Below are 18,965 nucleotides of genomic sequence, written 5' to 3'. Positions count from 1 at the left end.
ACCGACCTCGTCTCTTCTCCGCCCGCCCGGCCGTCACGCGCGCGCGCCACGGCCTCGCCCTCATGCTGCTCGCCGCCGCGGTGGCCGGCCTTCCAGCGCGTGCCGCCGAAGACGCCCCCGCGGCGCCCGACGACGAGGAGCGCGTGCAGATCGCCGACCCCTACATCGAACTGCACACCGGGCCCGGCCGCGGCTACCCGGTGCACTTCGTCGCGGCGCGCCAGGAGTGGATCGCCATCACGCTGCGGCACACCGATTGGTACAAGGTGCGCACTGCCGGCGGCAAGGAAGGCTGGGTGCACCGCAAGCAGCTCGAGACCACGCTGACCGAGGCAGGTGGCGCCAAGACCTTCCGCGACATCGCGCTCGACGACTACCTGGGCCGTCGCGTCCAGCTCGGCGCGGCCTGGGGGCAGTTCAAGTCGGAGCCGATGCTCAAGTTCTGGACGAGCTATAAGCTGTCGGACACGCTCAGCGTCGAGGGCACGATCGGCCAGGTGCAGGGCTTGTATTCCGGGACCGACTTCTGGCACGTCAACGTGCTGGCCGAACCCTGGTCGGACCAGCGGCTGTCGCCGTTCTTCGGCATCGGCCTGGGCAAGTTCCGCAACTTCCCGAACCAGAGCCTGGTGGCGGCGTCGGTCACCGACGCGAAGCTCGCGAACGCCGGCCTCGGCGCGCGCTACCACGTCTCCGAGCGCCTGGTGCTGCGGGTCGACTACACGATCTACACCGCCTTCGTTGCCGACACCCGCAGTACCGAGTACCGCGCGGTCACCGCCGGCCTGTCCTTCTTCTTCTAACGAGAACACCATGAACGGAAGAACCACTGCCCCGTCGCTGCTGATGACGGCCCTCGCGGCCGCCGCCCTGACCACCGCGCTGGTCACCGTGCCCACCACGGCCGCCGCCCAGAGTCAGCAGCCCGGCAACGAGCAGGTCATCGTGCCCGAGGTCGACCGCCGCGAGGTCAAGCTGCCGCGCTATCCGTCGAACGACTTCGAGATCGGCCTGTTCACCGGCACCTACGCGACCGAGAACTTCGGCTCCAGCGTCGTCGGCGGCGTGCGCCTGGGCTACCACATCACCGAGGACTTCTTTGTCCAGGGCGTCTACGCGCAGACCAAGGTCAGCGACGAAGCCTTCCGCCAGGTGCTGCCCGGCGGCGTGTTCGCCGACGAGGACGAGAAGCTGGCGTACTACAACCTCTCGGTCGGCTACAACGTGCTGCCCGGCGAGGTCTTCCTCGGCCGCAAGCGGGCCAAGGCCACCGCCGTCTACGTGATCGGCGGCATCGGCAGCACCAAGTTCAACGACCAGCGGCGCCAGACCTTCAATGTCGGACTGGGCATGCGCCTGATGCTGGCGGACTGGGCGGCGATGCAGGTCGACATGCGCGACCACATCTTCTCGATCGACGTGCTGGGCAAGCGCCAGAGCACGCAGAACCTCGAGCTGACGGCCGGCCTCAGCTTCTTCTTCTGAAGGAAGGACGCCCATGACCCCGATCCTGCAAGCCCCGCGACGCCAGGCGCTGCGCCTGTGCGCCGGCGCAGCGCTCGGCGCCTACGCCGGCCTCTGCGTCCCGGCCATCGCGCCCGCCTCGACGGCGCCCGACTTCACGCTGCGCAGCATGAACGGGCCGAACCTGCGACTGCAGGAGCAGCGCGGCCGGGTGGTGATGGTGAACTTCTGGGCCACCTGGTGCGGGCCCTGCCGCCAGGAGATGCCGCACCTCAACCGGCTGTACGAGAAGTACCGCGCCTCGGGCTTCGTGCTGATCGGCGTGAACGTCGACGACGACGTGCGCAAGGCGGCCGACGTGGCCGCCAAGCTGGGTGTGAGCTTCCCGGTGCTGCTGGACACCGACAAGAAGGTGAGCCGCCAGTACGACCTGAGCACCATGCCGTCGACGATCCTGATCGATCGCGACGGGCGCGTGAAGTACGTCCATCTTGGCTACAAGACCGGCTACGAGGACACCTACGACAAGCAGGTCCGGGAGCTGCTCAAGCAATGAAGTCGTCACGCATCCTCACTTCCGCGGCGGCTGCGCTGCTGGGCCTGTCGCTGCTGACGGGCTGCGCCATCCAGCCCTGGGTCAAGCCCTATGAGCGCGAGCGGCTCGCCGATCCCATCATGCAGTTCGCGCAGGATCCCTTGGTGGACAAGCACCGCGAGCATGTGCGCAGCGTGCGCGAGGGCGCGCGCGGCGCCACCGGGGTGCAGGGAGGTGGCTGTGGCTGCAACTAGCCTTCGCCGCCTGCGCCGGCGCCACTGGGCGCGCGTCGCCGGCCTGCTGGGCAGCGTGCTGGCCGCCGGCGCGGCCCGCGGCGTCGACCTGCCGGGCGATCAGGCCGAGGCGATGGCCCACGTCTACAAGGGCGGCGGCGTGACCGCCTCCGGCCCGGCGCTGCTGGTGCGCAAGAGCCTGGCCGACAAGGTGTCGCTGTCGGCCTCCTATTACGTGGACGCGGTGAGCAACGCATCGATCGATGTCGTCACCACCGCCAGCCCCTACCGCGAGCGTCGCACCGAGTACGGCTTCGGCGCCGACTACGTGGTTCGCGACTCCAAGCTCACGCTGGGCTTCACGAACAGCAAGGAGCCCGACTACACGGCCGAGACCATGAGCTTCGACGTGAGCCAGGAGGTGTTCGGCGGCATGACCACCGTGAACCTGGGCTTCACGCGCGGCTCCGACAAGGTCGGCAAGAAGGACTCGCCCGAGTTCTCGGACTACGCCCGGCACTGGCAGTACCGGCTGGGCGCGACGCAGATCCTGACCCCGCGCTGGCTGATGAGCGCGAACCTCGAGGTGCTGTCGGACGACGGCTTCCTCGGCAGCCCCTACCGGGTCGCGCGGGTGTTCGGCGCCGCCGTGCCCGAGCGCAACCCGCGCACGCGCTCGGCGCGGGCCGTCAAGTTCCGCGTGGTCGGCGACCTGGGCTCGCGCGACGCGCTGCGCGCCGAGTACCGCTACTTCTGGGACACCTGGGCCATCAAGGCACACACCGCGGAGGTCGGCTACAGCCGCTATTTCGGCGAACTCTGGCTCGGCGATGCCTTCGTGCGCGTGCACACCCAGGACCGTGCGCTGTTCTACAGCGACAACGCCACTGTCGAGACGACCTACATTTCGCGCAACCGCCAGCTGAGCAGCTTCAACAACATCGGGCTGGGCAGCAAGCTGTCCTACACCTTCAAGCAGGTGCCGGGGCAGTACGAGCTGAAGGCGGGCGGTGCGCTGGAGTTCGTTCGCTACAACTTCCGCGATTTCACCGACATCCGCACCGGCAGCCGCTACAGCTTCACCGCCAGCGTGCTGCAGGTCTATGTCTCGGCCACCTTCTGAAAGAGTCCGGCGTATGTTCAGTCGATGCTGTAGAGCCCTCGTGGCCGGGTGCCTGATCGGTGCGGTCCTCGAGCCGGCGCTGGCCGCCGATGCGGCCGCAACGGCGCCGGCCAGCGTGCCCGCCGGCGGCCTGGACGGCCGCATCCAGGACGTCAAGGGCGACGTGATCCGTCTCAACCGCGACCTGCTGGTGCTGGAGGAGGAACTGCTGTTCCCAGCCAGCACACAGGTGGCGCTGTTCGTGTCGATGGACGTGGGCAAGCTGTTCGAGCTCGACTCGGTGCAGATCAAGCTCGACGACAAGGTGGTGGCGAACTACCTCTACACGCCGCTGGAAGTGCAGGCCCTGCACCGCGGCGGCGTGCAGCGTGTCTACCTCGGCAACCTGCGCACCGGCGAGCACGAGCTGGTGGCCTTCTTCACCGGCAAGGGCCCGCACGAGCGCGACTACAAGCGCGGCGCGACCGTGAAGTTCGAGAAGGGCACCGACCCGAAGTACATCGAGCTGCGCATCAACGACTCCACCGGCAAGCTGCAGCCGGAGTTCGACGTCAAAGTCTGGCAGTGAGGCGCATGGGTTCGAGGTCCTTCCTGTCGCGCGCGACGAAGCGGCTCCTGGCCACGGCCGCGTTCGCGGCGCTGTTGCCGGCCGGCGGCGCGCTGGCGGCCGAGCCACAGCCGCAGCGGGTGATCAAGGACCCGCACTACGGCGACACGCTGTTCCACTTCTTCCAGGACCACTACTTCACGTCGATCACCACGCTGATGACCTCGCAGCACTTCGACCGCGTGCCCGCGCACGCCGACGAGGCCGAGGTGCTGCGTGGCGGGCTGCTCCTGTCCTACGGCCTGCACCGCGAGGCCGGCGAGATCTTCGCGCAACTGATCGAGAAGGGTGCGTCGCCGACGGTGCGTGACCGCGCCTGGTACTACCTGGCCAAGATCCGCTACCAGCGCGGCTTCCTCGCCGAGGCCGAGCAGGCCATCGACCGGGTCGAGAACCACCTGCCGCCGGCTCTGGAAGACGACCGCGGCCTGCTGAAGGCCAACCTGCTGATGGCGCGCGGCGACCACGCCGGCGCCGCCGCCGTGCTGAACGGCATGGCCAAGCGCCCCGGCGCCGGCCAGTACGCGCGCTTCAACCTCGGCGTGGCGCTGGTGCGCAGCGGCGACACCGCGGGCGGCAGTGCGCTGCTCGACGAAATCGGCCGCGCGCCGCAGCCTGACGAGGAGTTCCGCACGCTGCGCGACAAGGCCAACGTGGCGCTGGGCTTCGCCGCGCTGCAGGACGAACGGGCCGAGGCGGCACGCGGCTACCTGGAGCGCGTGCGGCTGGAGAGCCTGCACGCCAACAAGGCGCTGCTCGGCTTCGGCTGGGCGGCGGCGGCGCTCAAGCAGCCGGCCAAGGCGCTGGTGCCGTGGACCGAACTGGCGCAGCGCGACGGCAGCGACGCGGCGGTACTCGAAGGCCGCATCGCCTTGCCCTATGCCTATGCCGAGCTGGGGGCGCTGGGCCAGGCGCTGGAGCGCTACAACGAGGCGATCGCCGCCTACGACCGCGAGGCAGCGCACCTGAACGAATCGATCGCGGCGATCCGCGCCGGCAAGCTGGTCGAGGGCCTGATCGACCGCAACCCGGGCGACGAGATGGGCTGGTTCTGGACGCTGCGCGAGCTGCCCGAGCTGCCGCACGCCGGGCACCTGTCGCAGGTGCTGGCGGAGCACGAGTTCCAGGAGGCCTTCAAGAACTACCGCGACCTGCGTTTCCTGTCCAACAACCTGCAGCACTGGGCCGACAACCTCGGCGTGTTCGGCGACATGCTCGCCAACCGGCGCCAGGCGTTCGCGCAGCGGTTGACGCAGGTCCAGGCGGGCGCCAAGGCGAACGAGAGCGGTCTCGACGCGGTCCAGCAGCGGCGCGATGCGCTGGCCGGCGACCTGGCGCAGGCCGAGTCGCAGGCCGACGGCGTGGCCTTCGCCGATGCGCGGCAGCGCGAGCTGCTGATCCGCATCGACGACGTACGTGCCGCGCTGAAGACGCAGGGCGGCGACCCGCAGTTCGCGACGGCGCCCGACCGGGTGCGGCTCGCCGCCGGGGCACTGAGCTGGCAGCTGGCGCAGGACTACCCGGCCCGCGTGTGGGAGGCGAAGAAGGCGCTGCAGACCATCGACAGCGAGCTGGCCGAGGCGCGCCGCCGCGACACCGCACTCGCCCAGGCGCAGCGCGACGAGCCGGTGCGGTTCGGGGGGTTCGACGGCCGCATCGCCGAACTCGACCGCCGCATCCAGGCGCTGATCCCGCGCGTCGCCGCGCTGAGCCGCGAACAGCAGCAGGTGGTGCAGGACATCGCGGTGGCCGCGCTGACGCGCCAGCAGGAGCGCCTGACGGCCTACCTCACCCAGGCCCGCTTCGCGGTCGCGCAGCTGCACGACCGGGCCACCCTTGCCAAGGAGACCGACCGTGCGTCCGCGCAGTAGCCGTCGCCTGCTGCTGCCGCTGCTGATCGCCGGTGGGCTGGGTGCCTGCGCCGGCAAGCGCAGCGGCACGCCCGACGACGAGCCGACGCTGCGCAGCCTGGCCGGCCGCGAGATCAGTGTGCAGCAGGATGCCGGCATCGCGGGCAGCGAGGAGCAGGCGATCGCGGCCTACCGCAAGTTCCTCGAGGTCGCGCCCGGTGCGCCGCAGCGCGCCGAAGCGATGCGACGCCTCGGGGACCTGGAGATGGAGAGCGCCGACAAGCGCAGCGTCGAGGCCACCGCGAGCAGCGGGCCCGATTACCGCGCCGCCATCGCCAGCTACCAGGGTTATCTGAAGGCCTACCCCAAGGACCCGGGCAACGACCGCGTGCTCTACCAGCTCGCGCGCGCCCAGGAACAGGGCGGCGAACTGGAGGTGGCGCTCAAGACCCTCGACCGGCTGGTGCAGGACTACCCGCAGACCGCCTACCGCGACGAGGCCCATTTCCGCCGTGGCGAGCTGCTGTTCACGGTGCGGGACTACGCGAAGGCCGAGCAGGCCTACGGCACCGTGCTCGCCGGCGACGAGGAAGGCCCCTACCAGGGGCGCGCGCTGTACATGCAGGGGTGGTCGCGTTTCAAGCAGGGGCGGCTCGAGGAGGCTCTGAGCCCGTTCTTCGGCGTGCTCGACCTCACGCTGGGTGATCTCGAAGGCGACGACGACCTGGACAGCCTGGCCGACCTGAGCCGCGCCGACCGCGAGCTCGTCGAGGACACCTTCCGCGTCGCCAGCCTGTGCCTGCAGAACCTGCAGGGCGCCGAGTCGATCCCGGCCTACATCACCAGCGACGTGCGGCGCGGCTACGAGTTCCGCGTCTACCAGCAGCTCGGCGAGCTCTACATCAAGCAGGAACGCACCAAGGACGCGGCCGACACCTTCGGCGCCTTCGCGCGGCGCCAGCCGCTGCACGCGCAGGCGCCGGTGCTGCAGGCGCGCGTGATCGAGATCTACCAGCAGGCCGGCTTCGCCAACCTCGCGCTGGAGGCGAAGAAGGAATACGTGGCCCGCTACGGCGCCAGCAGCGAGTTCCGCCGTGCCAACCCGCAGGGCTGGGAGCGCGCGCAGCCGCTGGTCAAGACCCACCTGGCCGAGCTGGCGCGCCACTATCACGCGAGCGCGCAGAAGAGCAGGAGCACGGCCGATTACCAGGAGGCGGTGCGCTGGTACCGCAGCTGGCTGGAGTCGTTCCCGACCGACCCCGATGCGGCGGCCAACAACTTCCTGCTGGCCGAGCTGTTGTACGAGGACGCGCGCCATGCCGAGGCCGTGACCGAATACGAGAAGACCGCCTACCAGTACCCGCCCCACGCAAGGAGCGCCGACGCCGGCTATGCGGCGCTGCTCGGCCATGCGCAGCTCGAGAAGAAGGCCGCGGCGGCCGAGCGGCCCGCGCTGCAGCGGGCGGCGGTGGCCAGTGCGCTGCAGTTCGCGAAGGCCTTCGACGGCGATCCGCGCGTCGGCCCGGTGCTGAGCAACGCCGCCGAGAAGCTCTATGCGCTGGGCGACGCCGAGCCGGCCGCCGCAGTGGCGCAGCAGGTGCTGGACCTAAAGCCGCCGGCCGCCGCCGAGCAGCGCCGGGTCGCGTGGACCGTGCTCGCGCACACCGCCTTCGAGCAGGGCGCCTTCGACCGTGCCGAGCGCGGCTACGGCGAGGTGATCGCGCTGACGCCGGAGAAGGCGCCCGGCCGCGGCGAGCTGGTCGAACGCCAGGCCGCGTCGATCTACAAGCAGGGCGAGCAGGCCCGCGCCGCGGGTCAGTCGCGCGAGGCGGTCGACCATTTCGCGCGGGTGGCCACGGTTGCGCCGCAGTCGACCGTGCGGGCGACCGCGCAGTACGACGCCGCGGCCGCACTGATCGGTCTGAAGGACTGGGACGGCGCGGCCCGCGCGCTCGAGGACTTCCGCCAACGCTTCCCCACGCATCCGCTGCAGCCGGAGGTCGGCGGCAAGCTGGCGGTCGTCTACGTGGAGCAGGGCCGCTGGGCCCAGGCCGCCGGCGAGTATGAGCGACTGGCGGTCACGGCCAAGTCGCCAGCCACCGCGCGCGCCGCGCAGTGGCAGGCGGCCGAGCTGCACGAGAAGGCGGCCGAGAAGGGCGGCACGCGCGCCGCGGCCGCGAAGGCCTACGAGACCTATCTCAAGCAGCACCCCGAGCCGCTGGAGCCGGCGATGGAGGCGCGCTACCGGCTCGCCCGCATCGCCAAGGCGGACGGCAACGCGACGCGTGAGCTCGCGCTGATGCAGGAGAACCTGCAGGCCGACCAGCGCGGCGGCACGGCGCGCACCGACCGCACGCGCTACCTCGGCGCCACCGCGGCGCTGGCGCTGGCCGAGCCGAGCCTGGACGCCTACCGCAAGGTGGCGCTGGTCGAGCCGCTGGCCAAGCAGCTCAAGCTGAAGAAGACCCGCATGGAAGAGGTGCTGAAGGCCTATGGCGTGGCCGCCAACTACGGTGTGGCCGATGTCACGACGGCAGCGACCTTCCACACCGCCGCGCTCTACCAGGACTTCGGCAAGGCGCTGATGGCGTCGCAGCGGCCGAAGAAGCTGTCGAAGGCCGAGCTCGAGCAGTACAACGTGCTGCTGGAGGAGCAGGCCTTCCCGTTCGAGGAGAAGTCGGTCGAGCTGCACGAGGTGAACGCGCGCCGCGCCGCCGCCGGGCTGTACGACCCCTGGGTCCAGCGCAGTTTCGCGGCCTTGCGCGAACTGCAACCGGTGCGCTACGGCAAGGTCGAGCGCAGCGAGGGAGTGATCGATGCGATCCGCTGACGCGCGCCGCGCATCTTCCTTCGCTGGCGTGGCCGGTCTCGTGCTGCTGCTGGGCGCGGCGCTGAGCGGCTGCGCCGCGATGCCGCAGCCCTTGAAGGCGCTGCAGCAGGCGGTGACACCGGCCGCGTCCGAGCCCGCCGCGTCCGCAGCGGCGTCGGCGCCGGCGCCCGTGGCGGCACCAGTGGTCGCGGAAACACCGGTGAGCCCCGCGGTGCAGCGCGCCTACGACGAGGCCCGCAAGGCGATGCGCGCCGGCCGGCCGGCGGAGGCCGAGCGCGGGCTGCGTGCGATCGTGCAGTCCCACCCCGAGCTCGGCGGCCCGCATGCCAACCTCGGCCTGCTGCTGCGCCAGGCCGGCCGGCTGCCCGAGGCGGTGGCCGAGCTGGAAGCGGCGGTGCACGCCAACCCGCAGCAGGCGGTCTATTTCAACCAGCTCGGCATCGCCTACCGCCAGCAGGGCCAGTTCGCCAAGGCGCGCGAGGCCTACGAGCGCGCGATCGAGCTCGACGCGACCTATGCCTCGCCGCTGCTGAACCTGGGCATCCTGCACGACCTCTACCTCGGCGAGGGCCCGCGTGCCCTCGCGCTCTACGACCGCTACCTGGCGCTGTCGCCGGGCGGCGACGCGCAGGTCGCGAAGTGGGTCGCCGACCTGAAGAACCGCAAGCCGCCGCCGGTGGCGGTGAGTCGCAAGGAGCAGCCATGAGACCGTCGTCCGTTCGCGGCGTACTCGCCTTCGTCGCGGTGGTGGCGGCACCGGCGGTGTGGGCGCAGGACCGCGCCGACATCGACCGCACGCAGATCATCGGCAACCGCGAGTTGCCAAAGGTGCTGTACATCGTGCCGTGGAAGAAGCCCTTGCCCGGCGATCTGTCGGGCCGGCCAGCGGTGAGCGTGCTCGACGAGGCGCTCGCACCGATCGACCGCGACGTGTTCCGCCGTCAGCTCCAGTACGACGCGCAGTTGCAGCCCCGCCCTGCGGGGGCGGCGCCGGCCCGTCCTTGATCCGAGTCCCTCCCCCTTACCCAGTCCGTCACAGGAGAAGCCCATGAGCATCCTCGAGTTTGCCGTCAAGTTCTTTCAGGACAGCGGCGTCGCCATCTACTTCAGCATCGCGATCATGGCCATCGGCCTGGCGATCGCGATCGAGCGCTACATCTTCCTGAACCGCGCCCGCAGCCAGAACCGCAAGCTGTGGGCGCAGGTGCTGCCGATGCTGCAGAACGGCCGCTTCAAGGAGGTGCAGGGTGTGACCGAGAAGTCGGACGCGGCGATCGGCAAGATCGTCGCCAACGGCCTGCAGCGCATGCAGAGCCCCGGCCGCCGCGAGGACATCGACGCGGCGATGGAGGAGGGCATGATGGAGATCGTGCCGCGCCTGGAGAAGCGCACGCACTACATCGCGACCTTTGCCAACGTGATCACGCTGGTGGGCCTGCTGGGCACCATCATCGGCCTGATCAAGGGCTTCACTGCGGTGGCCGCGGTCAACCCGGCCGAGAAGGCCGAGCTGCTGTCGGCGTCGATCTCGATCGCGATGAACAACACCGCGTTCGCGCTGTCGGTGGCCATTCCCTTCCTGCTGATCCATGCCTTCCTGCAGGCCCGCACCAGCGAGATCGTCGACGGCCTGGAGGCCGCGAAGATCAGCTTCCTGAACCTGGTGCAGCGCATCAAGGCCGAATCGGCTCCGGCGAGGTAATCCACCATGCGTGTCCGACGCCTGCGCAAGAACGTGGCCCAGCTCGAGGTCACGGCGTTCATCAACGTCATCGTCGTGCTGGTGCCTTTCCTGCTCTCGACCGCGGTGTTCACGCGGCTGTCGGTGCTCGAGCTGACGCTGCCCGCGCCGTCGTCCGGCGTCGAGCAGCTCAAGGTCGACGACCTGAAGCTCGAGGTGGTGATCCGCCCCGACGCGCTGGACGTCGGCGACCGCATCGGCGGGCTGATCCAGCGCATCCCGATGGCCTCCGCCGGTCACCACGATCTGGCCGCGCTGTCGCTGCTGATGCAGCAGGTGAAGCTCAAGTTCCCGGACACCACCACGGCGACCGTGCTGGCCCAGCCCGACACGCCGTACGAACTGCTGGTGCAGGTGATGGACACGATGCGCGAGGCGCCGCCGGCGGCAGCGCCTGCAAAGACCCATGCGTCTGTGCCAGCCGCGGCGCTGTTCCCCGACATCTCGATCGGCGACGCCCCGATCAGCGTGGCCAGGAAATAAAGAGAGGTCGACGATGAAGCTCACCCCGCTTCAGAAGCGCGCCGAACGCAAGGCGCGCAACAACCACGGTCTGGACATGAACCTCGTGGCCCTGATCGACATCTTCACGATCCTGATCTTCTTCCTGATGTCGAGCACCGGCGTGGAGGTGCTGAGCACCAGCCGCGCGGTCAAGCTGCCCGAATCCAGCGCCGAGAAGACGCCGCGCGAGACCATCGTGGTCACCGTCAGCGGCTCGGAGATCCTGGTCGATGGCCGCAAGGTCGCCACGGTCGGCGAGGCCATGGCGGGCGAGGACGACCTGATCGCGCCGCTGAAGGCCGAGCTGGACCTGCAGGCCAGCCGCCCGGTGCTGCGCAAGGAGAACGAGGCGCAGGGCAAGGCCGTGACGATCATGGGCGACAAGGACATTCCCTACCGCCTGCTGCGCAAGGTGATGTACACCGCCGCGCGCGCCAACTTCAGCGACGTGGCGTTCGCCGTCACGCGGAAGGCGACGACATGAGCGCTGCCGCTGCTTCCGTCTCGTTCCGTGCACCGCTGCTGCCCTGGGCGGTGGCGCTGGAGGACGAGGCGCGCTTCCGCCGCATCCTGCGCGCCGTGCTGGTCGCCTGCGTGGTGGTGTGCCTGGCGCTGCTGCTGATGCCGCGGCCGGTCGAGGACCGTGCCGCCCCGGTCGAACTGCCGCCGCGCCTGGCCAAGCTGGTGCTGGAACAGAAGCCGGTGCCCCCGCCGCCCCCGTCGGCGGCAAAAGCGGCCGCCCTGCCACCGCAGGCCGACCCGAAGCCGATCGGCTCGACCAGCAAGCCGCCGAGCCGCGACCCTGAGACCGTGCGCCGGCCCGTGCCCGAGGCGCGCCAGCCGGTGGCCGGCAAGCCACCGGGCGAAGTGGCCGAGGCCGCGCGCCGCAAGGCCGCCGGCGTGGGCCTGCTGGCGATGGCCGATCAGCTGGCCGAGATCCGTGGTGCACCGGTGGCGGTGCAGTTGCAGAAGGACATCAAGCAGGGGCCCGGTGTCGGCACCGGCAAGGGTGTGGGTGTCGGTGCCGGCACCGAGGCCGGCACGCCGGCGCGCGCGCTGATCACGTCGAACGCCGGCCAGGGCAGCGGCGGCATCAACACCGCGGCCTACAGCCGCGACACCGGTGGCGGTGGCCTGGCCGGCCGCGCGACCACGCTGGTCGAAGGCGTGGCCGGTGGCGGTGGGGGCGGCGGCCCGGGCGGTGGGGGCGTGGCCGGCAAGGGCGGCGGCAGCGGTGGTGGGGGAGGCGGCGGCGGTGGGGCAGGGGCCGGCGGCACGCTCACCAAGAGCGGCAGCGGCAAGGCCTCGCGCTCGATCGAGGAGATCAAGCTCGTGTTCGAGCGCAACAAGGGCGCGATCTACGCGCTCTACAACCGCGCGCTGCGCGAGGACCCGTCGCTGCAGGGCAAGGTGGTGCTGGAACTGAAGATCGCGCCGGCCGGCGACGTGGTGGGCGTGCGCATCGTGTCGAGCGAACTGCATGCGAGCGAACTGGAAGGCAAGCTGCTGGCGCGCGTGCGGCAGTTCGACTTCGGCGCGAAGGACGTGGAGCAGATGGTGGTGTCCTGGCCGGTGGATTTCCTGCCCTCATGACAGCGGTAGGCGCTGTCGGCGTGGGCGCCGTGGACTGCAGCGGTTTGAAGGGTTTCGCTCGCTACGGTCGTACTGTGCGACCTGGTCAAGCAGTGCGCGGTCAAGGCAGGCGCAGATCGTTCGAACCTCAGCGGGTGTTGACGATGTCGCGGTGCATCGGCGCCAGCCGCGCGAGCAGGCGGTTCTGCACGGAGAAGGGGATGCCCTGCTGGTCCATCGACTGCTGAAGCACCTCGACCAGCGCGTTGAAGTCGGCCTTGCGGATCTTCATCTCGGCGTGGGAGTTCTTCATCGTCTCGCCCTCGTAGACACAGGAGCCGCCGGACACCACGCAGAACTGGTCGACGAGCTGCTTCTGCAGCTCCGACAGCTTGGTTTCCTTGAAGAATTCACCGATGCGCGGATCGGCCGCGAGACGGGGCACGAAGTCGGCCATCAGTTTCGTCAGACCGGGCGTGCCACCGAGGGCGCGGTAGAGCGCATCGTCGGGAGGCGTGGATTGCGCGGCGGCGGAGAGCGCCGCCATGGCGCAGCTCAGGGCGATCAGGAGACGCTTCATGGGGAGGCTCATGGGTTCGGGTGGGGTTGTCAGAACGCCACCTGGGCCGACAGGTAGGCGCCGCTCTGGCGCCGGTCGACGACGGCCGGCACGATGCGGCCGAGATCGACCCACGCCAGCGTCAGTGACAGGTTCTTGCCCGGGGCCCAGGCGATGAACAGGTCCTTCCAGTCGTCTTCGGCCAGGCCGTCGCCGAGCAGCGAGGGGTTCAGGTTGTCCGGCTTGAAGCGGTACTCGGCGCCGATCGCCAGATTGCGGCGCAACAGCCACGCAACGGAAAACTCCGGCAGCAGCTTGTAGCGGTCGCGCGCCGTGCTGCCGAAGCCGAGCAGGCCGTTCTGGTTGGCCTGGGTGGCCCGCAGCGTCGTGTTGAGCAGCACGCCCTGCGCGAGCAGGAGCTTGGTGGCACTGAGGTAGACGTCGGTACCGCGGTCGTCGGCGCCCAGGGCCTGCAGCGTCGGTGCCAGGCCGCCGGCGTCGAGCCGCTTGTGCTCTACGCCGATGGCGATCTGCGGCATCCACGTGTCGCTGTCCAGCACGGCCTCGCCGGCGATCCTGAGCTTCACCGCGAAGATGTCCTGCTTCAGCCTCAGGCCCGGCAGGCCGAGCGCGGTGCCGGTGCGTCCGGTGTCGAAGTCCTGGCGGGCCAGCGACAGTTCGATGCGTTCGTCGAAGCTGGCGGCCACGCCGTAGCCGGTGAGTCCGTAATCCTGCGTCCTCAGGCGCGTCAGGTAGGCGCTGGCGCCGAACTGCCCGACGCTGGCATAGCTGCCGGTCAATGCCCAGGGTGTCAGGCCGCCACCGGCGGCGCCATCGATGCTGCTGACGCCACCGGTCAAAAGCAGCTTGCCCTCGCGCGCCGGTGCTGGGGCTGCAGCAGCCAGGGCCGATGCCGCCAGCAGGAGCAGCGCGGTCACGCTGCCGCCGACCCCGACGGTCGGTCGGGACTCGCGACTCAGGACTTCGAATGACATGGAGGCTCCCACCACCGACGAAAGAGGCCGCGCGGCGGCGGCGGTTCGTGACGTCCTGCGCACAGCGGTGCGTGCGGACGTCGCCGTGGCCCCTCGGCTGCAAGTTGCGCGCCTGACAGGTTGTGGCATGTCAGTGGCGCCTCAGTCGTCGAATAGCGATCGCGTATGCGGCTGAGCGGCCGGCTTCGCTGCGGCGGGCGGGACGGGCTCACCGGGGCGCGACAGCGAGCCGACCCGCACGCCCAGCAGGCGCAGGCGTCGCTCGAGCGGGGCGCGCTTGAGGCATTCGCCGGCCGCCCGACGGATCGCCGCGAGGTCGTCGACCGGGGCCGGCAGCGTGAGGTCGCGCGTCACGGTCTTGAAGTCGTCGTAGCGCAGCTTCAGCCCGATGGTCTTGCCGACGTAGCCCTTGCGCTGCAGGTCGTCGGCCACCTGCTCGCACAGCCGCGTGAAGATGGCCGACAACGCGGCGCGGTCGCTGCGCGGGTGCAGGTCGCGGTCGAAGGTGGTCTCGCGGCTCAGGCTGACCGGTTCGCTGTGCGTCACCACCGGCCGTTCGTCGCGGCCGTGGGCGGCGGCATGCAGCCAGGCGCCGTAGTGGGCGCCGAAGTTCTTCAGCAGCCAGGCCGGGTCGGCGGCGGCCAGCTCGCCGATCGTGCGGATGCCCAGGGCCTCGAGCTTCGCCGAGGCCTTCGGCCCGATGCCGTTGATGCGCCGGGCCGGCAGCGGCCAGATGCGCGTCTCGATGTCAGCCTCGCGCAGGATCGTCAGACCGTCGGGCTTGTCGAGCTCGGAGGCGAGCTTGCTCAGCAGCTTGTTCGGCGTGACGCCGATCGAGCAGCTGAGGCCGGTGGCTTGCAGCACCCGGGCCTTGATGGCGCGCGCCAGCGCCGCGCCGCGGTCGGCCGCGACGCCGGGCAGCGCCGTGAGATCGATGTAGATCTCGTCGACGCCGCGGTCCTCGATCAGCGGTGGCGTGTTGCCCACGACCTCGGCCACTGCCGCCTTGAACAGGCGCGAATAGCGCCGGTACTCGTCGAAGTCGACCGGCAGCAGCACCGCGTCGGGCGCCAGCGCCGCCGCCTTCATCAGACCCATGCCCGAGTTCACGCCGTAGGTGCGCGCCGCGTAGGTGGCGGTGGTGACGACACCGCGGCCGGCGTAGTGGCGCAGCGTGGCGTAGCGGCGGCTGCCGTCGGCCAGCACCTGCGGCTCGTGGCGCCGGCCCCCGCCGATGACCACCGGCTCGCCCTTCAGTTCCGGATAGCGCAGCAACTCGACCGACGCGTAGAACGCGTCCATGTCGAGGTGGGCGATGTAGCGTTCGGGCATGTGCCGAGCCGCCGGCCGGGAGGCGGCCCGGGCGGGGGCTCAGTGCGTTTGGCGGTGTTCGAGCGACAGCGCGTAGAGCCGGCCGCTGCGGGCGCCGCTGCGGCAGAACGCCAGCACCGGCTTGGGCAGGCGCTCCATCAGTGCGGCCATCGCCTGCGCCTGTTCGGGCGTCTGGAAACCGCCGGCCACCGGCAGGTGGGCGTACTCCAGGCCGGCGGCCCGTGCAGCGGCCTCGATCGCGGCGCTGGTCGGCTGGTCCGGCCCGCCTTCGAAGTCGGGGCGGTTGTTGACCACGCTGCGGAAGCCGGCCGCGGCCGCGGCGGCCATCGCGTCGGGGGTCAGCTGGGGGGCCGTGGCGATCTCGGCATTCAGGCGGGTGGCGGGCAGATCCATCGGGAGGTCCTCGTCGTGCAGATGGCGTACGGGTAGCGTGCCAGCGCGAGCTTACTTCGACAGCGCCTGCTTCACCGCGGCCGACACCAGGCCCATGTCGGCCTTGCCGGCCAGCCGGGTCTTGACGGCGCCCATCACCTTGCCCATGTCGCCCGGGCCCGCGGCGCCGAGCTCGGCGACGATCGCGGCCACCTCGGCGGCCACCTGCTCGGCGCTCAGGCGCGCCGGCAGGTAGGCCTCCAGCACGGCCAGTTCGGCGGTCTCCTTGTCGGCGAGGTCGGTGCGGCCGGCGGCGCTGAACTGGCTGATCGAGTCCTTGCGCTGCTTGATCAGCTTGTCGACGATCGCGATCACCATGGTGTCGTCGAGCACCACGCGCTCGTCGACCTCCTTCTGCTTCAGCGCGGCCAGCAGCAGGCGGATGGTGCCAAGGCGCGCTGCGTCCTTGGCGCGCATCGCGCTCTTCATGTCTTCGGTGATGCGGTCTTTGATCGGGCTGGTCATGGGGCTCTCTCCGGTCTCCAGAAACGATCAAGCCCGCTTGGGCGTCCCCGCGCGGGCTTGATGTGGTGCCGACTGAGGGGCGGTCAGTACAGCTTCTTGGGCAGCTGCATGCTGCGCACGCGCTTGAAGTGGCGCTTCACGGCGGCCGCCTTCTTGCGCTTGCGCTCGGCGGTGGGCTTCTCGTAGAACTCGCGGGCCCGCAGGTCCGTCAGCAGGCCGATCTTCTCGATCGTGCGCTTGAAACGACGCAGAGCCACATCGAAGGGCTCGTTTTCTTTGACGCGAACGGTGGTCATGAAACGGTGGATCCTTGAATTTGCGCACCGGGTTCCGGGGAATCTTTCCGGATGACTCGGGCCGGGTTCGGCGCGCGGTTTGCCAGCAAAGACGAAGATTATAGACCGGCGGCGAAGACCGGCGCAATGCAGCCCGAGCCGGGCGTCAGGGGAGCGGAACCGGTGTCTCCGCGCGACCGGCGGCGGCCAGGGCCTCGGCGCAGGCGTGCCCGCTGGCCCAGGCCCACTGGAAGTTGTAGCCGCCGAGCCAGCCGGTCACGTCGACCACCTCACCGATGAAATGCAGGCCGGGCACGCGCCGGCTTTCCATCGTCTGCGAGCTGAGTTCGCGCGTGTCCACGCCGCCGGCGGTGACCTCGGCCTTGCGGAAGCCTTCGGTGCCGGCCGGCGTCAGCGTCCAGCGCTGCAGCGAGGCGGCGAGGGCGCCCAGGTCCTTGTCCTTGACCTCGGGCAGCGGCCGCGCGGCCAGGCCACCGAGCGGCGCGCACCAGGCCTCCGCCAGGCGGGCCGGCAGGCGGCTCGCCAGCTCGTTGCCGAGCTGGCGCTTCGACACGGACTTGGCCTCGCGCAGCGCGGCGGCCAGGTCCTGGCCCGGCGCCAGGTCCAGCGCGATCGGCGTGCCGGGCTGCCAGTAGCTGGAGATCTGCAGCACCGCCGGGCCGCTGAGACCGCGGTGCGTGAACAGCAGGTCTTCGAGGAAGCGGCCGGCGGCGGCGCCGCGGCCGGTGCTCACCGACACCTCGAGCGACAGCCCGGCCAGCGCCGCGAACGGCGCCCAGGCCTGGGCGTCGAAGGTGAGCGGCACCAGCGCCGGCCGCGGCTCGACCACACGGTGGCCGAACTGCCGCGCCAGCCGGTAGCCGAAGTCGCTGGCGCCGATCTTCGGGATCGACAGTCCGCCGGTGGCGACCACCACGCGCGCCGCGCGCACCGCGCCGCGGTCGGTGTCGAGCTCGAAGCCGCGGTCGGCGGCCTGCCGCACGGCGGCGACGCGGCAGGGCTGCCAGCGCGTCACGCCGCCGGATTCGCACTCGCGAAGCAGCATGGCGATCAGGTCCTCGCTGGTCTCGTCGCAGAACAGCTGACCCTTGTGCTTCTCGTGCCAGGGGATGCGGTGGCGCTGCACCAGCGCGACGAAGTCGCGCGGCGTGTAGCGCGCCAGCGCCGAGCGGCAGAACGCCGGGTTGCCGGACAGGAAGTTCGCCGGCCCGGTCTCGCGGTTGGTGAAGTTGCAGCGCCCGCCGCCGGAGATGCGGATCTTCTCGGCCAGCTTCTCCGCGTGGTCGATCAGCAGCACGCGCAGGCCGCGCTGGCCGGCGACGCCGGCACAGAAGAGGCCGGCTGCTCCCGCGCCGATCACCACGACGTCGAAGGAGGAAGCGGCCTGCATCGACACGATTATCGGGGGGCGCGCCACGCGTCCATGCGCCGCTGCAGGTCGGCGAAGCGCTCGACCAGCTGCTCCAGCACCACGCGCACCCGCACCGGCAGGTACTCGCGGCTCGGCAACAGCGCGTGCACCGGCACCTCGTCGCCGCGGTGGCCGGGCAGCACCTGCACCAGCCGGCCGGCCTCGAGGTCGGCGAGCACGTCGCACAAAGCCTTCGACGCGATGCCGCGGCCCTGCAGGGCCCATTGACGGGCCAGCGAACCGTCGCCGCACAGCGTGCCGCCCACGCGCACCAGCTCGCCCTCGCCGCGTGGGTGCCGGCCGCGCCAGAGGCGCCAGTCGCGGTTCGCGCGGCCTCCCAGCATCCAGAGCAGGCAGTCGTGGCCGGCCAGGTCGGCAGGTGTCCGGGGCATGCCGCGGCGGCGCAGGTAGGCCGGCGACGCGACCGCGATGCGCGGGCCGCTGCACAGCGGGCGCGCCACCAGGCCGGAGTCGGGCAGGGCGCCGTAGCGCACCGCGATGTCGACCGATTCGCGCCGCACGTCGTGCAGGCGGTCGCTGACGTGCAGGCTCAGGCGCAGGCCGGGGTGGCCCGCCAGCCAGGGGGCGAGCCAGGGCGACAGCAGCTGGTAGGTGGTGTCGGCGGGCGCGGCGAGCTGCACCTCGCCGTCCACCGCGCCGGGGTCGGAGCGCAGCGCCGCCGTGCCCTCGGTCCACCGGGCCGTCAGGGCTTCGCAGGTGTCGAGGAAACGCTCGCCTTCGGGGGTGAGTCGCAGCGCGCGGGTGCTGCGCTCAATCAGCCGCCGCTGCAGCGAGGCCTCGATGCGCTTGATGGTCGCACTCACCGCCGCCGGCGTCAGTGCCAGCTGCCGCGCGGCCGCGCTGAACGAGCCGCCGCGGGCCACCTGGATGAAGAGGCGCAGGTCGTCGAGATGCATGGGAGGGTCAGTATCTTCAAAACAGGATTGAAAGTATTGTCGATCTATAGGCGTTGATTCGCTGGCTCGGCCTTTCGACAATCCGGCATCCCGTTTCCC

The 18,965-nt window shown here is 70.7% G+C and carries 22 protein-coding genes; 14 read left to right on the top strand and 8 right to left on the bottom strand.

The window, feature by feature from the left end; all coding sequences use genetic code 11:
- The first annotated feature begins 62 nt into the window (after window positions 1-62).
- Genes C1M51_RS02215 through C1M51_RS02150 form a run of 14 tightly spaced genes read left to right on the top strand, consistent with a single transcriptional unit; the run spans window position 63 to window position 12,480 of the window.
- On the top strand, window positions 63-803 hold the full coding sequence (locus tag C1M51_RS02215) for an SH3 domain-containing protein (RefSeq protein WP_242499948.1): 741 nt from the start codon (window positions 63-65) through the stop codon (window positions 801-803).
- 10 nt (window positions 804-813) lie between these two features.
- On the top strand, window positions 814-1,485 hold the full coding sequence (locus C1M51_RS02210; RefSeq protein ID WP_129448027.1) for an outer membrane beta-barrel domain-containing protein: 672 nt from the start codon (window positions 814-816) through the stop codon (window positions 1,483-1,485).
- Between the two features lie 13 nt (window positions 1,486-1,498).
- The gene (locus tag C1M51_RS02205) at window positions 1,499-2,020 is read left to right on the top strand and encodes a peroxiredoxin (RefSeq protein ID WP_129448026.1); all 522 of its coding nucleotides are present in this window, start codon (window positions 1,499-1,501) and stop codon (window positions 2,018-2,020) included.
- Window positions 2,017-2,253: a DUF4266 domain-containing protein gene (locus C1M51_RS19205; protein WP_129448025.1), complete on the top strand. Its 237-nt coding sequence runs from the start codon at window positions 2,017-2,019 to the stop codon at window positions 2,251-2,253. Before C1M51_RS02205 ends, C1M51_RS19205 begins: the two co-directional genes overlap by 4 nt.
- Window positions 2,240-3,355 (top strand): DUF3570 domain-containing protein, encoded by a 1,116-nt coding sequence (locus tag C1M51_RS02195; RefSeq protein WP_242499947.1) that lies wholly within the window; start codon window positions 2,240-2,242, stop codon window positions 3,353-3,355. The genes C1M51_RS19205 and C1M51_RS02195 overlap by 14 nt, the downstream gene beginning before the upstream one ends.
- 40 nt (window positions 3,356-3,395) lie before the next feature.
- Window positions 3,396-3,923 carry an AraC family transcriptional regulator gene (locus tag C1M51_RS02190; RefSeq protein ID WP_242499946.1) on the top strand — a complete coding sequence of 176 codons (528 nt, stop codon included), beginning with the start codon at window positions 3,396-3,398 and terminating at the stop codon, window positions 3,921-3,923.
- 5 nt (window positions 3,924-3,928) lie between these two features.
- Complete coding sequence (locus tag C1M51_RS02185; RefSeq protein WP_129448022.1) at window positions 3,929-5,833, top strand: tetratricopeptide repeat protein; 1,905 nt, start codon at window positions 3,929-3,931, stop codon at window positions 5,831-5,833.
- On the top strand, window positions 5,817-8,642 hold the full coding sequence (locus C1M51_RS02180; protein WP_129448021.1) for a tetratricopeptide repeat protein: 2,826 nt from the start codon (window positions 5,817-5,819) through the stop codon (window positions 8,640-8,642). The genes C1M51_RS02185 and C1M51_RS02180 overlap by 17 nt, the downstream gene beginning before the upstream one ends.
- The gene (locus C1M51_RS02175; protein ID WP_129448020.1) at window positions 8,629-9,348 is read left to right on the top strand and encodes a tetratricopeptide repeat protein; all 720 of its coding nucleotides are present in this window, start codon (window positions 8,629-8,631) and stop codon (window positions 9,346-9,348) included. The genes C1M51_RS02180 and C1M51_RS02175 overlap by 14 nt, the downstream gene beginning before the upstream one ends.
- A complete protein-coding gene (locus C1M51_RS02170; RefSeq protein WP_129448019.1) occupies window positions 9,345-9,647 on the top strand; it encodes a hypothetical protein in 303 nt (100 codons plus the stop codon). The genes C1M51_RS02175 and C1M51_RS02170 overlap by 4 nt, the downstream gene beginning before the upstream one ends.
- Before the next feature lie 43 nt (window positions 9,648-9,690).
- Window positions 9,691-10,344: a MotA/TolQ/ExbB proton channel family protein gene (locus C1M51_RS02165; protein WP_011828827.1), complete on the top strand. Its 654-nt coding sequence runs from the start codon at window positions 9,691-9,693 to the stop codon at window positions 10,342-10,344.
- A gap of 6 nt (window positions 10,345-10,350) precedes the next feature.
- The gene (locus C1M51_RS02160) at window positions 10,351-10,866 is read left to right on the top strand and encodes a biopolymer transporter ExbD (RefSeq protein ID WP_129448018.1); all 516 of its coding nucleotides are present in this window, start codon (window positions 10,351-10,353) and stop codon (window positions 10,864-10,866) included.
- Between the two features lie 13 nt (window positions 10,867-10,879).
- Window positions 10,880-11,371 (top strand): biopolymer transporter ExbD, encoded by a 492-nt coding sequence (locus C1M51_RS02155; RefSeq protein WP_011828829.1) that lies wholly within the window; start codon window positions 10,880-10,882, stop codon window positions 11,369-11,371.
- A complete protein-coding gene (locus C1M51_RS02150) occupies window positions 11,368-12,480 on the top strand; it encodes an AgmX/PglI C-terminal domain-containing protein (RefSeq protein WP_129448017.1) in 1,113 nt (370 codons plus the stop codon). The genes C1M51_RS02155 and C1M51_RS02150 overlap by 4 nt, the downstream gene beginning before the upstream one ends.
- Before the next feature lie 127 nt (window positions 12,481-12,607).
- On the opposite strand, the gene C1M51_RS02145 is transcribed toward C1M51_RS02150, so the two are convergent.
- The 8 genes from C1M51_RS02145 to C1M51_RS02110 all read right to left on the bottom strand — a co-directional run bounded on the left by C1M51_RS02145 (window position 12,608) and on the right by C1M51_RS02110 (window position 18,866).
- A complete protein-coding gene (locus tag C1M51_RS02145) occupies window positions 12,608-13,039 on the bottom strand; it encodes a group 1 truncated hemoglobin (RefSeq protein ID WP_242499945.1) in 432 nt (143 codons plus the stop codon).
- Window positions 13,040-13,068: 29 nt separating this feature from the next.
- A complete protein-coding gene (locus C1M51_RS02140) occupies window positions 13,069-14,013 on the bottom strand; it encodes a DUF3034 family protein (RefSeq protein WP_129448015.1) in 945 nt (314 codons plus the stop codon).
- Window positions 14,014-14,154: 141 nt separating this feature from the next.
- On the bottom strand, window positions 14,155-15,345 hold the full coding sequence (gene dinB, locus C1M51_RS02135) for a DNA polymerase IV (RefSeq protein ID WP_129448014.1): 1,191 nt from the start codon (window positions 15,343-15,345) through the stop codon (window positions 14,155-14,157).
- A gap of 39 nt (window positions 15,346-15,384) precedes the next feature.
- The gene (locus tag C1M51_RS02130) at window positions 15,385-15,738 is read right to left on the bottom strand and encodes a TIGR01244 family sulfur transferase (RefSeq protein ID WP_011828834.1); all 354 of its coding nucleotides are present in this window, start codon (window positions 15,736-15,738) and stop codon (window positions 15,385-15,387) included.
- Between the two features lie 51 nt (window positions 15,739-15,789).
- Entirely contained in the window at window positions 15,790-16,242 is a 453-nt protein-coding gene (locus C1M51_RS02125; RefSeq protein ID WP_129448013.1) for a GatB/YqeY domain-containing protein, read from the bottom strand.
- Window positions 16,243-16,325: 83 nt separating this feature from the next.
- A complete protein-coding gene (gene rpsU, locus C1M51_RS02120; RefSeq protein ID WP_011828836.1) occupies window positions 16,326-16,538 on the bottom strand; it encodes a 30S ribosomal protein S21 in 213 nt (70 codons plus the stop codon).
- 145 nt (window positions 16,539-16,683) lie between these two features.
- The gene (locus tag C1M51_RS02115; RefSeq protein ID WP_129448012.1) at window positions 16,684-17,928 is read right to left on the bottom strand and encodes an NAD(P)/FAD-dependent oxidoreductase; all 1,245 of its coding nucleotides are present in this window, start codon (window positions 17,926-17,928) and stop codon (window positions 16,684-16,686) included.
- A gap of 8 nt (window positions 17,929-17,936) precedes the next feature.
- Window positions 17,937-18,866 (bottom strand): LysR family transcriptional regulator, encoded by a 930-nt coding sequence (locus C1M51_RS02110; protein ID WP_129448011.1) that lies wholly within the window; start codon window positions 18,864-18,866, stop codon window positions 17,937-17,939.
- Window positions 18,867-18,965 lie beyond the last annotated feature (99 nt).

The organism is Methylibium sp. Pch-M, assembly GCF_004136295.1.
Taxonomy (GTDB): domain Bacteria; phylum Pseudomonadota; class Gammaproteobacteria; order Burkholderiales; family Burkholderiaceae_C; genus Methylibium; species Methylibium petroleiphilum.
Note: the sequence above shows the minus strand (reverse complement) of the source record. Positions and strands in the feature narration are given on the sequence as shown.

Excerpts from the sequence above, each read along its gene's own strand:
- C1M51_RS02215 (WP_242499948.1), top strand. The coding sequence starts at position 63 with ATGCTGCTCGCCGCCGCGGTGGCCGGCCTTCCAGCGCGTGCCGCCGAA.
- C1M51_RS02210 (WP_129448027.1), top strand. The coding sequence starts at position 814 with ATGAACGGAAGAACCACTGCCCCGTCGCTGCTGATGACGGCCCTCGCG.
- C1M51_RS02205 (WP_129448026.1), top strand. The coding sequence starts at position 1,499 with ATGACCCCGATCCTGCAAGCCCCGCGACGCCAGGCGCTGCGCCTGTGC.
- C1M51_RS19205 (WP_129448025.1), top strand. The coding sequence starts at position 2,017 with ATGAAGTCGTCACGCATCCTCACTTCCGCGGCGGCTGCGCTGCTGGGC.
- C1M51_RS02185 (WP_129448022.1), top strand. The coding sequence starts at position 3,929 with ATGGGTTCGAGGTCCTTCCTGTCGCGCGCGACGAAGCGGCTCCTGGCC.
- C1M51_RS02175 (WP_129448020.1), top strand. The coding sequence starts at position 8,629 with ATGCGATCCGCTGACGCGCGCCGCGCATCTTCCTTCGCTGGCGTGGCC.
- C1M51_RS02170 (WP_129448019.1), top strand. The coding sequence starts at position 9,345 with ATGAGACCGTCGTCCGTTCGCGGCGTACTCGCCTTCGTCGCGGTGGTG.
- C1M51_RS02165 (WP_011828827.1), top strand. The coding sequence starts at position 9,691 with ATGAGCATCCTCGAGTTTGCCGTCAAGTTCTTTCAGGACAGCGGCGTC.
- C1M51_RS02160 (WP_129448018.1), top strand. The coding sequence starts at position 10,351 with ATGCGTGTCCGACGCCTGCGCAAGAACGTGGCCCAGCTCGAGGTCACG.
- C1M51_RS02155 (WP_011828829.1), top strand. The coding sequence starts at position 10,880 with ATGAAGCTCACCCCGCTTCAGAAGCGCGCCGAACGCAAGGCGCGCAAC.
- C1M51_RS02150 (WP_129448017.1), top strand. The coding sequence starts at position 11,368 with ATGAGCGCTGCCGCTGCTTCCGTCTCGTTCCGTGCACCGCTGCTGCCC.
- C1M51_RS02145 (WP_242499945.1), bottom strand. The coding sequence starts at position 13,039 with ATGAAGCGTCTCCTGATCGCCCTGAGCTGCGCCATGGCGGCGCTCTCC.
- C1M51_RS02140 (WP_129448015.1), bottom strand. The coding sequence starts at position 14,013 with ATGTCATTCGAAGTCCTGAGTCGCGAGTCCCGACCGACCGTCGGGGTC.
- dinB (WP_129448014.1), bottom strand. The coding sequence starts at position 15,345 with ATGCCCGAACGCTACATCGCCCACCTCGACATGGACGCGTTCTACGCG.
- C1M51_RS02130 (WP_011828834.1), bottom strand. The coding sequence starts at position 15,738 with ATGGATCTGCCCGCCACCCGCCTGAATGCCGAGATCGCCACGGCCCCC.
- C1M51_RS02125 (WP_129448013.1), bottom strand. The coding sequence starts at position 16,242 with ATGACCAGCCCGATCAAAGACCGCATCACCGAAGACATGAAGAGCGCG.
- rpsU (WP_011828836.1), bottom strand. The coding sequence starts at position 16,538 with ATGACCACCGTTCGCGTCAAAGAAAACGAGCCCTTCGATGTGGCTCTG.
- C1M51_RS02115 (WP_129448012.1), bottom strand. The coding sequence starts at position 17,928 with ATGCAGGCCGCTTCCTCCTTCGACGTCGTGGTGATCGGCGCGGGAGCA.
- C1M51_RS02110 (WP_129448011.1), bottom strand. The coding sequence starts at position 18,866 with ATGCATCTCGACGACCTGCGCCTCTTCATCCAGGTGGCCCGCGGCGGC.